At 64.1% G+C, this 13,742-nt stretch carries 16 protein-coding genes; 10 read left to right on the forward strand and 6 right to left on the reverse strand.

Annotation, left to right across the window (positions count from 1 at the left end):
* Nucleotides 1-104: 104 nt before the first annotated feature.
* Nucleotides 105-407 carry an accessory factor UbiK family protein gene (locus LB535_RS01275; protein ID WP_040990372.1) on the reverse strand — a complete coding sequence of 101 codons (303 nt, stop codon included), beginning with the start codon at nucleotides 405-407 and terminating at the stop codon, nucleotides 105-107.
* A gap of 134 nt (nucleotides 408-541) precedes the next feature.
* Here LB535_RS01275 and LB535_RS01280 point away from each other — a divergent pair, with 134 nt between their 5' ends.
* From LB535_RS01280 to LB535_RS01315, 8 genes are all read left to right on the forward strand, one after another.
* Nucleotides 542-802 carry a type II toxin-antitoxin system ParD family antitoxin gene (locus tag LB535_RS01280; RefSeq protein WP_224604483.1) on the forward strand — a complete coding sequence of 87 codons (261 nt, stop codon included), beginning with the start codon at nucleotides 542-544 and terminating at the stop codon, nucleotides 800-802.
* Nucleotides 799-1,056: a type II toxin-antitoxin system RelE/ParE family toxin gene (locus LB535_RS01285; protein WP_224604481.1), complete on the forward strand. Its 258-nt coding sequence runs from the start codon at nucleotides 799-801 to the stop codon at nucleotides 1,054-1,056. Before LB535_RS01280 ends, LB535_RS01285 begins: the two co-directional genes overlap by 4 nt.
* Before the next feature lie 19 nt (nucleotides 1,057-1,075).
* Nucleotides 1,076-1,930, forward strand: coding sequence for a prolipoprotein diacylglyceryl transferase (lgt, locus tag LB535_RS01290; RefSeq protein WP_224630895.1), 855 nt, complete (start codon nucleotides 1,076-1,078; stop codon nucleotides 1,928-1,930).
* Nucleotides 1,927-2,994 carry a class I SAM-dependent methyltransferase gene (locus LB535_RS01295; RefSeq protein WP_224630896.1) on the forward strand — a complete coding sequence of 356 codons (1,068 nt, stop codon included), beginning with the start codon at nucleotides 1,927-1,929 and terminating at the stop codon, nucleotides 2,992-2,994. The genes lgt and LB535_RS01295 overlap by 4 nt, the downstream gene beginning before the upstream one ends.
* An 87-nt stretch (nucleotides 2,995-3,081) precedes the next feature.
* The gene (gene pgeF, locus LB535_RS01300) at nucleotides 3,082-3,870 is read left to right on the forward strand and encodes a peptidoglycan editing factor PgeF (protein ID WP_095766532.1); all 789 of its coding nucleotides are present in this window, start codon (nucleotides 3,082-3,084) and stop codon (nucleotides 3,868-3,870) included.
* Nucleotides 3,870-5,021 (forward strand): M24 family metallopeptidase, encoded by a 1,152-nt coding sequence (locus LB535_RS01305; RefSeq protein ID WP_224630897.1) that lies wholly within the window; start codon nucleotides 3,870-3,872, stop codon nucleotides 5,019-5,021. Before pgeF ends, LB535_RS01305 begins: the two co-directional genes overlap by 1 nt.
* A 55-nt stretch (nucleotides 5,022-5,076) precedes the next feature.
* Nucleotides 5,077-5,703: a hypothetical protein gene (locus LB535_RS01310; protein ID WP_095766530.1), complete on the forward strand. Its 627-nt coding sequence runs from the start codon at nucleotides 5,077-5,079 to the stop codon at nucleotides 5,701-5,703.
* A 189-nt stretch (nucleotides 5,704-5,892) separates the two neighbouring features.
* Nucleotides 5,893-6,828: a ribose-phosphate pyrophosphokinase gene (locus LB535_RS01315; protein ID WP_095766529.1), complete on the forward strand. Its 936-nt coding sequence runs from the start codon at nucleotides 5,893-5,895 to the stop codon at nucleotides 6,826-6,828.
* Here LB535_RS01315 and LB535_RS01320 read toward each other — a convergent pair whose 3' ends face one another.
* Together LB535_RS01320 and LB535_RS01325 are read right to left on the reverse strand one after the other, a co-directional pair.
* On the reverse strand, nucleotides 6,829-7,395 hold the full coding sequence (locus LB535_RS01320) for a dihydrofolate reductase family protein (RefSeq protein WP_224630898.1): 567 nt from the start codon (nucleotides 7,393-7,395) through the stop codon (nucleotides 6,829-6,831).
* Nucleotides 7,396-7,511: 116 nt separating this feature from the next.
* The gene (locus LB535_RS01325; protein WP_140838663.1) at nucleotides 7,512-8,381 is read right to left on the reverse strand and encodes an AraC family transcriptional regulator; all 870 of its coding nucleotides are present in this window, start codon (nucleotides 8,379-8,381) and stop codon (nucleotides 7,512-7,514) included.
* Nucleotides 8,382-8,548: 167 nt separating this feature from the next.
* On the opposite strand from LB535_RS01325, the gene LB535_RS01330 reads away from it, so the two are divergent.
* On the forward strand, nucleotides 8,549-9,778 hold the full coding sequence (locus tag LB535_RS01330; RefSeq protein ID WP_224630899.1) for an MFS transporter: 1,230 nt from the start codon (nucleotides 8,549-8,551) through the stop codon (nucleotides 9,776-9,778).
* 152 nt (nucleotides 9,779-9,930) lie between these two features.
* On the opposite strand, the gene LB535_RS01335 is transcribed toward LB535_RS01330, so the two are convergent.
* Both LB535_RS01335 and LB535_RS01340 read right to left on the reverse strand, forming a co-directional pair.
* A complete protein-coding gene (locus tag LB535_RS01335) occupies nucleotides 9,931-11,217 on the reverse strand; it encodes a glycosyltransferase (protein ID WP_224630900.1) in 1,287 nt (428 codons plus the stop codon).
* Nucleotides 11,218-11,484: 267 nt separating this feature from the next.
* Entirely contained in the window at nucleotides 11,485-12,342 is an 858-nt protein-coding gene (locus LB535_RS01340; RefSeq protein ID WP_095766525.1) for an alpha/beta fold hydrolase, read from the reverse strand.
* Nucleotides 12,343-12,486: 144 nt separating this feature from the next.
* Between LB535_RS01340 and LB535_RS01345 the strand changes: the two genes are divergently transcribed.
* Nucleotides 12,487-12,930, forward strand: coding sequence for a MarR family winged helix-turn-helix transcriptional regulator (locus LB535_RS01345; protein WP_224630901.1), 444 nt, complete (start codon nucleotides 12,487-12,489; stop codon nucleotides 12,928-12,930).
* 46 nt (nucleotides 12,931-12,976) lie between these two features.
* On the opposite strand, the gene LB535_RS01350 is transcribed toward LB535_RS01345, so the two are convergent.
* Nucleotides 12,977-13,738 (reverse strand): ABC transporter ATP-binding protein, encoded by a 762-nt coding sequence (locus LB535_RS01350; protein ID WP_224630902.1) that lies wholly within the window; start codon nucleotides 13,736-13,738, stop codon nucleotides 12,977-12,979.
* Nucleotides 13,739-13,742 lie beyond the last annotated feature (4 nt).

Genomic DNA, 13,742 nt, shown 5'->3' on the forward strand with positions numbered 1-13,742 from the left:
ATCCGCATGTGGAAAGGTGGCTGTCACGAAGATTCATGCAATGCCGGTAAACGATTCACGGCAAAGCGATTTTTCGGATCGCGCTATGTGGAAAAGTTTAACGATTATTTTTTTGCGCGGGGCTTCGCGGCACCCGCTGGTGCGGCTTGTCCGGTCAGCTCGGCGAGCCTGGCCTCGAGCGCCTCGACGCGCGTCGCCAGCTGAATGTTGTCTTCCCGCGCCTTGACCGCCATCTCGCGCACCGCCTCGAACTCTTCGCGCTGCACCACATCCATGGAATTCAGCATGCGCTCGGCCTGGGCCCGGAACGCCGTCTCCACTTCGCGCCGCACGCCCTGCGCGGCACCCGCGGCATCGGTCATGATCTTTGCGAATTCATCGAGAATGCGGTTCGGTCCAGTCGCCATGGCAGATCCTCGCTTGTCGTTTTGACGTAGTGGGGCGCGGCGCGGAATGCAAGCGTGCCTGATGACGAGCGGTTCATGTTAGCGCAGCGCTCAATACCTATTATTACGTCGACAAGAGCCCCTAGGAGCATGTCATGGCAATCAGTGCAGATCTCGGTGACCGCCTGGAAGACGTCGTGAACCGGCTCGTCAAAACCGGTCGCTACAATTCGAAAAGCGAGGTGTTGCGCGAGGGTGTCCGCCTCGTTGAAGAAAGGGAGAAACGACTCGCCACGCTCGATGCAGCCCTCGCGCGAGGCGTCGCTGACGCAGACGCAGGACGCGTGAAACCTGGCGTGGACGTGTTCGATCGCCTGGAGAGCAAATATAAGGCGATGGCCGAGAAGCGTAGGTGAAACTGCTGGTATTTGCCGACCAGGCCGAGGGTGACCTTGAGGCTATCGGCGATCACATCGCCAGCGACAATCCATTCCGGGCGATGACCTTCGTTCGCGAATTGCGCAATGCCTGCATTGAGCTATGCACAATGCAGGAACGTTGTCAGTTGGCCCCACGCCATCAGTCCTCCGGTATCGTGACGGTCGGCTGCGACATTGACCTTGCCTTGACCGCGCCAAAACCCTGCCGCATGGTCCGCGCCCAATCGTGACCGTCACCGGGGACCCGTTTTGAGCGAATATTTCCTGCTGCCGCTGGCCTCCCTGCCCTTCCCCAATATCGATCCGGTCATTGTCCATATCGGGCCGCTGGCGGTGCATTGGTACGGCGTCGGCTATATCGTCGGCATCCTCTTTGCCTGGTGGTACGCCAAGCGCCTGGTCACCAACCCGCGCCTGTGGCCCAACGGCAATCTGCCGATGAAGCCCGAGGTTCTCGACGACTTCATTGTCTGGGCGGCGATCGGCGTCGTGCTCGGCGGGCGCACCGGCTACGTGCTCTTCTACGACCTGCCGCGCTATATCGCGCATCCGCTCGACATCTTCGCGGTCTGGCAGGGCGGCATGTCGTTCCACGGCGGCCTGCTTGGCGTCATCCTCGCCATGACGCTGTTTTCGCTCAAGCGCCGCATCCCCACCTGGACATTGTTCGATGTGGTGTCGGCGGGCGTGCCGGTTGGGCTGGGCCTGGTCCGGGTCGCCAACTTCATCAATTCGGAGCTTTGGGGCCGGCCGTCGGACGTGCCCTGGGCGATCGAATTCCCCAATGGCGGCCCGTTCACCCGCCACCCCAGCCAGCTCTACGAGGCGCTGCTCGAAGGGCTCGTGCTTTTCCTGGTGCTGCGCTTCCTCACCAACTCGCGGCTCAAGCTGAAGACGCCGCGCTTCGTCGGCGGCGCCTTCATCTGCGGCTACGGCCTGTCACGCATCTTTGTCGAGTTCTTCCGCGAGCCCGACCAGCAGCTCGGCTATCTGCTCGGCACCGGCTGGCTGACCATGGGCATGATCCTGTCCACGCCGATGCTGCTCGCCGGTATCTGGGCCATGGTCACCGCAAGGCCGGCGGCCGAGCCGCGGGCGGCATGACCCGGCTGAAGGAGCGCATCATAGGCCTGATCGGCGCGGCGGGGCCGATCCCGGTCAGCGAATATATGGCGCTCTGCCTGTTCGATCCCGACGCCGGTTACTACACGACGCGCGAGCCCTTCGGCGCCGCCGGCGACTTCATCACCGCGCCAGAGATCAGCCAGATGTTCGGCGAGCTTGTCGCCGTCTGGCTCTATCAGGCCTGGCAAGGTGCCGGCCGGCCGTTGCCCGCGACCTTCGCCGAGATCGGTCCCGGCCGCGGCACCCTGATGAACGACATGCTGCGCACCTGGTCGCGGCTCGACCCGGCGCTCACCGGTAAGGCTTCGTTTGCCCTCATCGAGACCAGCCCGCGCCTGGCTGAGATCCAGAAGCAGACGCTTGCCGACCAAGACGCAAAGCTAGCCTGGCACCAGACCATCGACACGCTGCCGCGGCAGCCGCTCTTCATCGTCGGCAACGAGCTGTTCGACGCGGTGCCGATCCGGCAGTTCGTCCATGTCGGCGAAAGCTGGCGAGAGCGCGTGGTCGGCCTCGATGGCGCCGATGAACTCCGTTTCTTCGCCGGCGCGGGGTCTGTCGATCCGGCACTGCTGCCGGCCGCCGCGACCGATGCGCCGCAAGGCGCCATCGCCGAAATCGCGCCCGCCCGTTCGGCGCTGATGGCGGTGATCGCCGAACGCATCGCCGGCCAAGGCGGTGCCGGCCTGTTCATCGACTACGGCCACCTCCGGCCGGGGATCGGCGACACCTTCCAGGCGCTGCGCCGGCATCGGCGCGAAGACGTGCTGGCCAACCCAGGTGAAGCCGATCTCACCGCCCATGTCGATTTCACCCCCCTTGCCGATATGGCGCGCGCTCACGGCCTCGATGTGCAATTGTCGACCCAGGGCGAATTCCTGCTCGGCATGGGCTTGCTCGAGCGCGCCGGCACGCTCGGCGCCGATGCCGATGCCAAGACTCGTCAAGCCATTTCGGAAGCGGTCGAACGCCTGGCCGGCCGCGACGCGATGGGTGAGCTGTTCAAGGTCATGAAGGTCCTGCCGGCGGCCAAAGCCGCCTGAGATCGACGAGCGGCTTCACCGGCTGGTCCGCTTCGTACTCCGAACTTCGCCTTGACGAGACCGCCCCGCACGGACGACAAACCCACCATGCTGAATCAGACCAGACCCGATCCAGTGCGCTCGCCGCTGCTTGAAAAGGCGCAAGGCATGCGCCACGGCTATTTCACGCGCATCGGCGGCGTCTCCGACGGCATCTATCGGGGGCTCAACATCGGCACGGGCTCCAGCGACGATCAGACACTGGTCGCCGAGAACCGGCGGCGCGTTGCCGCCTGGATGGGCGTGCCGGCGGATCATCTGTTGACCGCGCACCAGGTCCATTCGCCGGATGTCGTCGTCGCCAGGGAACCCTTCGCTGGTCCTCGCCCAAAGGCCGACGCCATCGTCACCGACCGTCCGGGCATCGCAATCGGCGCCTCGACCGCCGATTGCGGGCCGGTTCTCTTCGCCGATGCCGAGGCGCGCGTCATCGGTGCCGCCCATGCGGGCTGGAAGGGTGCCTTCACCGGCGTGCTCGAGAATACCGTCGCCGCGATGGAGAGCCTCGGCGCCAGCCGCGAGCGCATCGTCGCCGTGCTCGGTCCTTCCATCGGCCCCGACAATTACGAGGTCGGGCCGGAATTCGTCGCCCGCTTCGTCGAGGCCGACACCGGCAATCATCGCTATTTCAGGCCATCGAGGACCGCCGGGCACTCGATGTTCGATCTCAACCGATATACGGTCGACCGGCTGCGCAAGGCCGGCGTGACCGCCGAGGGGCTTGGCCGCTGCACCTATGCGGAAGAAGACCTGTTCTATTCCTACCGGCGCACCACACACCGCAAGGAAGCGGATTACGGGCGCCAGGTTTCGGCAATCGTTCTGGAGAAAGAATAATGGCGCTGCATTTCGAACGTTCGGAATTCGACGCGCGGCGCGACCGGCTGCTGATCGAGATGGCCGAGAAGAAGCTCGACGCCGTGCTCCTGTTCGCGCAGGAGAGCATGTATTGGCTGACCGGCTACGACACGTTCGGCTTCTGCTTCTTCCAGTGCCTGGTGGTGAAGGCCGACGGCTCGATGGTGCTGCTCACCCGTTCGGCCGATCTGAGACAGGCGCGCCATACCTCGACCATCGAGAACATCGTGCTGTGGACCGATCGTCAGGGCGCCAATCCGGCGATCGACCTGCGCAACCTGCTCAACGACCTCGATCTGCTCGGCGCCCGCATCGGCGTCGAATACGACACCCATGGCTTGACCGCCTACAATGGCCGCCGCCTGGACGAGCAGTTGCAGACCTTCGGCCAGATCGCCGATGCTTCCGGCATCGTCGGCCGGCTGCGCCTGTTCAAGAGCCCGGCCGAGATCGCCAAGGCGGAAAAGGCCGCCAATCTTTCCGACGACGCGCTGGATGCCGCCCTGCCCCTGATCAAGCAAGGCGGCGACGAAGGGCTGATCCTTGCCGCCATGCAGGGCGCGGTCTTTGCCGGCGGCGGCGACTATCCCGCCAATGAGTATATCATTGGCTCCGGCGCCGATGCCTTGCTCTGCCGCTACAAGGCCGGCCGCCGCAAGCTCACCAAGAACGACCAGCTGACGCTCGAATGGGCCGGCGTCTTCCACCACTACCATGCCCCCATGATGCGCACCGTTTTGACCGGCAAGGTATCGAAACGTCATCAGGAATTGTTCGACGCTTCCCGCGCCGCCCTGCTCGCGGTCGAAAAGGCGATGGCGCCGGGCAACACTTTCGGCGATGTCTTCGACGCGCATGCCCGCACGCTCGAAGCGCACAATCTGACCAAGCACCGGCTGAACGCCTGCGGCTATTCAGTGGGCGCCCGCTTCACGCCGTCCTGGATGGACATGCCGATGTTCTACCAGGGCAACACGGAACCGATCGCGCCCAACATGACGCTGTTCGCGCACATGATCATCATGGACTCCGAGACCGAAACCGCGATGACGCTTGGCCGCACCTACCTCACCACGGAATCGGCGCCGAAGCCGCTGTCGCGCCATGATCTCGACTTGATCGTGCAGTGAATCCATAATCGTTCGTTCACGCGGGGGCGTTCGCCAGCAGGGAGTTTTCAGGCAAATGAGACGATCGCAGGTGACGACCGTGTCATTGCTTGCGGCGCTGGCGCTTGGCGCCTGCACCAATGCCAAGGACGTCCTCGAACCTTCGGCGATCACCCCGCCGGCGGGCTCGGCCCAGTCCTCGGCCGCTTCGCAGGGCACATCGACGACGGCCACAACCCCGACCACGACCGCGCCCGCCCCTTCGCCCGCGCCTTCCACCACAGCATCGCCCGCGACATCCAGGACACCGGCCCAGACCGCGGCTGTCGCCAAGACGCGGCTGCAGGTGGCCCCGATCGTCGGCGCGTCCGTGGAGGCTGCGGCGCCCTTGACGGCGGAACTGCAGGCCCGTGCGCGGCAACGCGGCCTGACGCTTGTCGGCAGCACCGACCAAACGGCCACGCATGTGCTGAAAGGCTATTTTTCGACAATGTCCGAGGGCAAGGACACGACCGTCATCTATGTCTGGGACATCTACGACCCCTCCGGCAATCGCCTGCACCGCATCAATGGCCAGCAGAAGGCGCCCGCGGCCGGCAGCGGCGAGGGCTGGCCCACGGTGGCGCCCGCGACCATGCAGGCCATTGCCGACCAGACGATCGACCAGTTCGCCGCCTGGCTCGGCAGCGGCGGCGCCGGTTGACCGGACCGGCGCGGGCCGAACTGTTGCCGGCCAAACTGTTGCCGGCTTGCGATGTTTTCCGTGTTTGTTGCGGTCGCCGGAAGGATTCCCCACGACGAGGCTTGCAATACCGGCCCGGCCCGCTAAAAGCCCGCTTAAAAGGCGCATGAGAGTCTCTCCGGCCTCTCCATCCTTCACCAGGAACGGTGCATGAAGCTTTTCGCGGGCAATTCCAATCGGGTGCTGGCCGAGGCGGTCGCTCGCTATCTCAACGTCCCGCTGGGCAAGGCCAGCGTCAGGCGCTTCGCCGACCAGGAGATCTTCGTTGAGATCCAGGAAAACGTGCGCGGCGAGGATGTCTTCATCCTGCAATCGACCTCTTATCCGACCAACGACCATCTGATGGAACTGCTCATCATGATGGATGCCTTCATGCGCTCCTCGGCGCGGCGCATCACGGCGGTCATCCCCTATTTCGGCTATGCAAGGCAGGACCGCCGCGCCTCGGGCCGCACGCCGATCTCGGCCAAGCTGGTCGCCAACATGATCACCCGCGCCGGCGCCGACCGCGTGCTGACGCTTGATCTCCATGCCGGCCAGATCCAGGGTTTCTTCGACATCCCGACCGACAATCTGTTCTCGGTGCCGGTGATGGCCCGCGACGTGAAGGCCAAGTACAAGCAGCTTGGCAATGTCGTCGTCGTGTCGCCGGACATTGGCGGCGTGGTGCGGGCGCGCGCGCTGGCAAAGCGCTTCGACGCGCAACTCGCTATCGTCGACAAGCGCCGCGAGCGTCCCGGCGAATCGGAAGTCATGAACATCATCGGCGCCGTCGCCGGCAAGGACTGCCTCCTGATCGACGACATCGTCGATTCCGGCGGCACGCTTTGTAACGCGGCCGACGCGCTGCTGGCCAATGGCGCGACCTCCGTCACCGCCTACATCACCCATGGCGTGCTCTCCGGCGGCGCCGTTGCCCGTATCGCCGGCTCGAAGCTGCAGGAACTGGTGATCACAGATTCCATTCAGCCGACGCAGGGCGTGCTCGACGCCCCCAACATCCGGGTCATTTCGATCGCCGACCTGCTGGGCGAAGCGATCTCGCGCACCGCGACGGAAGAATCGGTCTCGAGCCTGTTCGATTGATCAGAAACTGGTTTCCGCGGGCGCATAGCGCAGCAGCGTGACCCCTTGGGCAAGGCGCTTCGTGCCGAGCGGCATTAACGCCAGCGACCGGCCGGACTGGAAATAGGGCTTGCCGCCGCCCAGCACGACCGGATGCACGTAAAGCCGGTACTCGTCGATCAGGCCGGCACGCGCAAGGTGCCCGGCAAGGTCGGCGCCGGAGACCGAAATCTCGCCATCTGTATCCGTCTTGAGGGTCCTTGCCACCGCCTCCGCGTCAGCCTTCACCAGGCGGGCATTCGGCCCGACCTCCTGAAGCGTGGTCGAAAACACGACCTTCGGCGTCTCCCGCCACGCGCGGGCAAAATCCCGCTCGACCTCCCCAGCCGCGATATCGCGTTCCGGGTTGTCCCAGAAGCGCATGGTTTCATACATTCTGCGCCCGCAGAGCGCGATCGACGTCCGCCTCATCTCGTCGTTGAAATGCCGATGCAATTCTTCCTCGGGAACCGGCAGGTCGATGTCTCCGCTCGGCCCGGCGATGTAGCCGTCCAGCGATGTCAGCATGGCATAGACGAGCGTTGCCATGGGGGCCTCCGATTTTGCGTTTCTCGGAAAAGAAACATAACTGATTGCAAATTGCAATCAGAATTGGCGCCTATGCCGAGAACCGGCACACCGGCTCAATGCCGCCGGGCGCTGTTTCACGCGGCGATCGGACCGCCTGTGCGGCGCGGGTTCTCACCGGCATCGCGCGCCCTGCGCATATAGCCGCGCGGCGATGTGCCGAGCATGCGCTTGAACATCGTGATGAAGGCCGGCACGCTGTCATAGCCGAGATCGAGCGCCACCCTGGTGATCGGCTCGCCGTCGGCGAGCCTTGGCAACGCCGCGAAAAGGCAGGCCTGCTGGCGCCAGGTCGACAGCGACAGCCCGGTCTGGCGATGGAAGGCGCGGGTGAAAGAGCGCCGGCTCATGCCCGCGGCATCCGCCCATTCGTCGATCGTCGCATGCGGCGAAGGGGCCGCCACGAAACGCCGGCAAAGCGCCGCGAGCTTCGGATCGGACGGGAAAGGCAAGCCGAGCGGCCGTTCCGGCAGGTTCGGGATCTCGTGCAGCAGCAGTCCCATGACGAGCGCCGCCCGCCCTTCGAGCTCGCCGCCCTGCGGCAGCTTCTCCGATTCGACGATCAGGCTGTGCATCAGCTCGGTAATGCCGACGACGCGCAAGCTGTCCGGCAGGCCGGCAATGGCGCCCGGCATCACATAGACCGAGCGCATCGAGACGTCGCCCAGCATCTCGACGGAATGCTCGATGCCGGCTGGTATCCACATCGCATGGTCGGGCGGCACCATCCAGCGCCCATGCCTGGTCGTCACCAGGACCACGCCGACCAGCGCGTGCAGCAACTGGCTGCGGCTGTGGCGGTGCTGCGGCACGTGATAGCCGTCCGGGTATTCGGTCGGCAGCGCGACCGCCGGCCCGACAGCCTGTTCCAGCCATTGCCAGCGGCTTTCATGCAGCCGGCCGAGCTCGGCGGCGTCGCCCTTGAATATCTCCTTGCCATGCGGCATCGATGTGGCCCACTTGCGAAACTATTGGACCAAACCACGAAAGAAGTCGCTTGGCAACGGGCCTATAAGGCCGGCTGCGGTTCGGCCCGCCCAGAGCATGATCCCGAAAAGTGGGAACCGGTTTTCGGAAAAGATCATGCTCCAACAAGAGACTACGGAGCATTGCCTTGACTGATACGACCGCCACCTCCGTCGCCGCACCGGCGTCGGCAAGCAACATCTCGGCGCAAGCGACGGCCTTCACCGTCATTCTTGCGGTGAGCTTCTGCCACTGCGTCAACGACATCATGCAGTCGCTGCTTTCGGCGATCTATCCGCTGCTCAAGGACAATTACGGTCTCGATTTCTGGCAGATCGGCCTTTTGACCTTCACCTTCCAGGTGACGGCCTCGCTGCTGCAGCCGGTGATCGGCATGATCACCGACAAGAAGCCGATGCCCTACTCCTTGCCTTGGGGCATGGCCTCGTCGCTGGTCGGCCTGGTGGTGCTCGCCCATGCCGGTCATTACTGGCTGCTCCTGATCGGCGCCTCGCTGATCGGCATCGGCTCGGCGATCTTCCATCCGGAATCCTCGCGTATCGCCCGCTTCGCCTCGGGCGGCCGCTTCGGCCTGGCGCAATCGCTGTTCCAGGTGGGCGGCAATTTCGGCCAGGCCATGGGCCCGCTGCTCGCCGCCTTCATCGTCGTGCCGTTCGGCCAGACCAGCATTTCCTGGTTCGCCGTCGGCTCGCTGATCGGCATCGTCGTGCTGTGGCAGGTCGGCGGCTGGTACAGCCGGCTGCGCGCCTCGCTGGCAACCCGTAAGCAGGCTGCCCATGTCTCGCCCTTCGCGCGCAAGAAGGTCATGTGGGCGTTGGCCGTGCTGACGCTGCTGGTGCTGACCAAGAACGCATATATCGCCTCGCTCTCCAGCTACTACACCTTCTACGCCATGCATAAATTCGGCGTTTCGGTGCAGATGAGCCAGGTGATGCTGTTCCTCTTCCTCGGCGCCTCGGCGCTGGGCATCCTGCTCGGCGGCCCCTTCGGCGACCGCTACGGCCAGAAGGCGATGATCTGGTTCTCGATCGTCGGTGTGCTACCCTTCACGCTGGCGCTGCCCTACGCCAATCTGGAATGGACGATGGTGCTTACCGTGCTGATCGGCCTGGTCCTGTCGTCGGCCTTCTCCAACATCGTCGTCTTCGCGCAGGAGCTGGTTCCGGGCCGCGTCGGCATGATCGCCGGCATCTTCTTCGGCTTCGCCTTCGGCATGGGCGGCATCGCCGCCGCGGTGCTCGGCGTCGTCGCCGACATGAAGGGCATCGACTTCGTCTACCAGATCTGCTCGTACCTGCCCTTCCTCGGCCTGCTGACGGTGTTCCTGCCCAACATGAAGGAAGCGCGGAAGGCCTGAGCCGATCGGGTCAGCGGCCAAGCTGCCGTTCAACAAAAGATCGCCGCCGGGTTCGGAGCCTTGAAGGTTTCGGAGCCGGCGGCGGCGTCCCATGGCGCGACGCTTGCTTTATCCAACAAGCAGCTTCTTCCCTCGCCGCCCTCGCGACGAGATCAGCTCCTTCCCCTCAAGCCCAGGCGTTGCAAAAGGCCGTGAAGAAAGCGACCCCGGCCATCGGGTGGCTTCGCCGCCGGCTGGCGTTGCCGCCTCGGCAGCGCTGCGAACAGCTCGGGAAGCTTTCGGAGCGTCGAACTCCAAAGCAGCGTGTCGAGCTGTGCGATGTCCGCCGAATTCAGCTCTTCAGGCTCGCTTCTGAGCGCCTGGGCAAGCACATCCCGGAAGTCTTCCGGCCTGTCCGCCAGCCGGACATTCGGCCAATGCTGGAATTGCTCGTAGCCGCGCAACGCGAAGGATGTCGCCACGACCGGCTTGCGGTTGTACAGCGCTTCCGCGGTCTTGATGTTCGTGCCGCCGCCCTCGACGATCGGAAGCATCACGACGTCGGCAAGCTCGATCAGCGCGCCGAGGGTCGCGCCGTCCTGCATGCCGAGCAGCTCGATCCGGGCATTGTCGGCGCCACGGTGCCGCAGGAATCCGGGATCGTTGCGGATCTGGTCGGCAACGCCGCCAACCACCACAATCCGTTCCGAGGCTGAGAGAAAACCAAGGTCCGGATCCGTCATCTGGAGAAAACCGCGGGCGTTGGGCGGATGGCCCGACCCGACGAACAGCGCCGTGCGCACGCCGGCGAACCGCGATGCCCAACGATCGAGGCCGACGGGCGTTTCCCGCGGCCATACGCCGTTGGCGGCGACCACCACCCTTGGATTGAGCTTGCGAAAATGGGCTGCATCCTGCTCACTGACCGCGACCACCAGGTCCGCCTTTGCGGCAAGATCGGACTCGATGTCCGCCGCACGTCGAGCGCTCCAGAGGTCCGTTCCCGCGCCGGCAATCGCGGCCTCTTGCGCCAGCAAGTGCTGTTCGACATTGTGCGAGCTGTAGACGATTGAAAAATTCGCCTCGGGCGAGCACGTTTGAACATACTCACGCAAAGCCGGCCAAAGCCAGCCCTGCTCCACGGCAATGACATCCGGCCTGAAGTCGTCGAGAAATCTTGCGATTTCAAGGCGATGGGAGCTGCTGCGCGCGATGAATTCGGCGGTGGCGACATCGGAACGCCATTTGCGCCTGGCCATCTGCTTGCGAAACCGGCGCGGCATCTCGATGAAAAGATCGCCGGCCTCCATTTCCCGCCTGGCGCCGCGGTTGGGAGTAACGAGGACATGGCCTGTTTCCCATCCACAATCCCGCAGGACCTTGTGGATGGCGTTCGCCCGCAGCTGGCCGCCCTGGACCGGCTGCCGGATCGGATACGTTCCCAGCGAAACATATCTCATCGGATCAGCGTGATGCTGCAATCGCCGGCATCAAGCAGCGATCCTACGACGGCACTCATTTTTTTGCCCCCTTCTTCAGAGGCGACAGTACCATTTTTCGGTGCCGAGTCTGGAGATGATATCGGCGGCCGGGCGCTGACTTCTCGCCGATATCGAAAGGACGGCATAGGGACAATATCGAGCGTCCCCGCCCAACCGCGAAACGATGATCCGTCATCTTACAGCACCCGCCCGAGGGCGGGTGCTTTCGCGTTTTGGCGGCCAGCCTCAGGCCTTGAAGAAGGCGAGCAGGTCGGCGTTGATGACATCCGCATGGGTCGTTGCCATGCCGTGCGGAAAGCCCTTGTAAACCTTGAGCTCGCCCTTCTTGAGCAGCTTGATCGAGAGGAGCGCGGAGTCGGCGATCGGGACGATCTGGTCATCGTCGCCATGCATGACCAGCACCGGCACGTCGATTTTCTTCAGGTCCTCGGTGAAGTCTGTTTCTGAGAAGGCCTTGATGCAGTCGTAATGCGCCTTGGCGCCGCCCATCATGCCCTGGCGCCACCAATTGTCGATGACACCTTCGGAAGCCTGGGCGCCGGGACGGTTGAAGCCGTAGAACGGGCCGGCCGGCACGTCGTGGAAGAACTGTGCCCGGTTGGCCGCCAGCGCCGCGCGGAAACCGTCGAACACCTCGATCGGCAGGCCGCCGGGATTGGCCGGCGTCTTCAACATGATCGGCGGCACCGCGCCGATCAGCACGGCCTTGGCGACGCGGCCTCCGCCGCCATGTTGCGCGACATAGCGCGCGACCTCGCCGCCGCCTGTCGAATGACCGACGTGGATTGCATCCTTGAGGTCGAGATGTTCCGCGAGCGCCGCCACATCCGCGGCATAGGTGTCCATCTCATTGCCGGTATCGGTCTGGCTGGACCTGCCATGGCCGCGCCGGTCATGGGCGATGACGCGGTAGCCCTGTGCCAGGAAGAACAGCATCTGGGCGTCCCAGTCGTCGCTGCTCAGCGGCCAGCCATGGTGGAAGACGACCGGCTGGCCAGTCCCCCAGTCCTTGTAGAAGATCTGTGTTCCGTCCTTCGTGGTGATCGTGCCGCTGCCCGAACCCGACTTGGTCTGCGAGGTCATCTCAATCTCCTTATATTAGCGCGATAAACAGTATCGCGATAACCATCTCGTAATGAAGATTGAAAGCCTTGTCCACGAAAAAATGTATCGCGATACCATTTCCCGTGATACATAAAGGATGCTCAGTCGGCAAAGGAATGCGCCGTGCCTCTCCCGTTGGACAATCAGCTCTGCTTCACCCTCTACGCCACCAGCATGGCGATCAACCGCACCTACAAGCCGATGCTGGACGAGATGGGGATCACCTATCCGCAATATCTCGTGCTCAATGCGCTGGGAGAGACGGACGGCATGTCGGTGGGCAGCATCGCGCATCGGCTGGCCCTCGAATCGAGCACCATCACGCCGCTTGTGAAACGCATGGAACAGGCAGGACTTGTCACCCGCCAGCGCAGCCAGACCGACGAGCGCCAGGTGCAGGTCGATCTCACCGCCGCCGGACGTGCTCTGCTCGTCCGGTGCAATTGCCTGAACGAGACCCTGATCGAGCGCTCAGGCATGACGCTGGCTGAACTCGATGCTCTGAACCGGCAAATCCAGGCCTTGCGCAATGCTTTAAGCGGCGGCCAGATGGTGGACACCGCCTAGGCCTAATTGAGATTCAAAGTCGGGCTGGCATCACCTGAATATCACCCTAGTGCAGGCCGAACTCGCGTAGCAACTCCTCGCGATAGCGCACGAAGCGGCTTTCGCTGCGCTCGCGCGGCCGCGGTAGGTCGACATCGATCAGTCGCGCCGCGCCGCCTTTCTCCCTGGGCAGGATCAGCACCCTGTCGGCAAGATAGATCGCCTCTTCAAGGTCATGGGTCACCATGACCATGGTGACATTCTCCTCGCTCCAGATGCGCGCCAGCTCCTCCTGCATGGAGATCTTGGTCATGGCGTCGAGCGCCCCGAGCGGCTCGTCGAGCAGCAGGATTTCCGGCTGCACCGTCAGTGCCCTGGCTATGCCGACGCGCTGCGCCATGCCGCCGGAGAGCTGCGTGGGATATGCATCGCTGAATTCGGCAAGGCCGACCAGGGCGATATAGAAACGCGCCCGCTTCTCGGCCTCCGCCTTGGCAATGCCGCGCACTTCGAGACCGAAGGCGACATTGCCGAGCACCGTCAGCCAAGGCAGCAGCCGCGGCTCCTGGAAAATTACCGCCCGCTCTTCGCCGACGCCCTCAATCCGCTTGCCGTCGATCGCGACGGCGCCGCCATCGGCCCGCTCCAGCCCGGCAAGGATGCGCAGGAGCGTCGTCTTGCCGGAACCGCTTGCGCCGACAATGACCAGGCATTCGCCGGAGCGGATATCGAGATTGAGCGAGCGCAGCACGGCAAGCTGCCGCCCGGCGAGAGCGAAGGATTTCGACAGGTCGCGGATCGTGACATCGCCGCCGCGTGCCGTGGGCATGGTT

It is taken from the genome of Mesorhizobium sp. CA10 (assembly GCF_020165285.1).
Classification (GTDB): domain Bacteria; phylum Pseudomonadota; class Alphaproteobacteria; order Rhizobiales; family Rhizobiaceae; genus Mesorhizobium.

Excerpts from the sequence above, each read along its gene's own strand:
- LB535_RS01275 (WP_040990372.1), bottom strand. The coding sequence starts at position 407 with ATGGCGACTGGACCGAACCGCATTCTCGATGAATTCGCAAAGATCATG.
- LB535_RS01280 (WP_224604483.1), top strand. The coding sequence starts at position 542 with ATGGCAATCAGTGCAGATCTCGGTGACCGCCTGGAAGACGTCGTGAAC.
- LB535_RS01295 (WP_224630896.1), top strand. The coding sequence starts at position 1,927 with ATGACCCGGCTGAAGGAGCGCATCATAGGCCTGATCGGCGCGGCGGGG.
- pgeF (WP_095766532.1), top strand. The coding sequence starts at position 3,082 with ATGCTGAATCAGACCAGACCCGATCCAGTGCGCTCGCCGCTGCTTGAA.
- LB535_RS01305 (WP_224630897.1), top strand. The coding sequence starts at position 3,870 with ATGGCGCTGCATTTCGAACGTTCGGAATTCGACGCGCGGCGCGACCGG.
- LB535_RS01310 (WP_095766530.1), top strand. The coding sequence starts at position 5,077 with ATGAGACGATCGCAGGTGACGACCGTGTCATTGCTTGCGGCGCTGGCG.
- LB535_RS01315 (WP_095766529.1), top strand. The coding sequence starts at position 5,893 with ATGAAGCTTTTCGCGGGCAATTCCAATCGGGTGCTGGCCGAGGCGGTC.
- LB535_RS01320 (WP_224630898.1), bottom strand. The coding sequence starts at position 7,395 with ATGGCAACGCTCGTCTATGCCATGCTGACATCGCTGGACGGCTACATC.
- LB535_RS01325 (WP_140838663.1), bottom strand. The coding sequence starts at position 8,381 with ATGCCGCATGGCAAGGAGATATTCAAGGGCGACGCCGCCGAGCTCGGC.
- LB535_RS01335 (WP_224630900.1), bottom strand. The coding sequence starts at position 11,217 with ATGAGATATGTTTCGCTGGGAACGTATCCGATCCGGCAGCCGGTCCAG.
- LB535_RS01340 (WP_095766525.1), bottom strand. The coding sequence starts at position 12,342 with ATGACCTCGCAGACCAAGTCGGGTTCGGGCAGCGGCACGATCACCACG.
- LB535_RS01350 (WP_224630902.1), bottom strand. The coding sequence starts at position 13,738 with ATGCCCACGGCACGCGGCGGCGATGTCACGATCCGCGACCTGTCGAAA.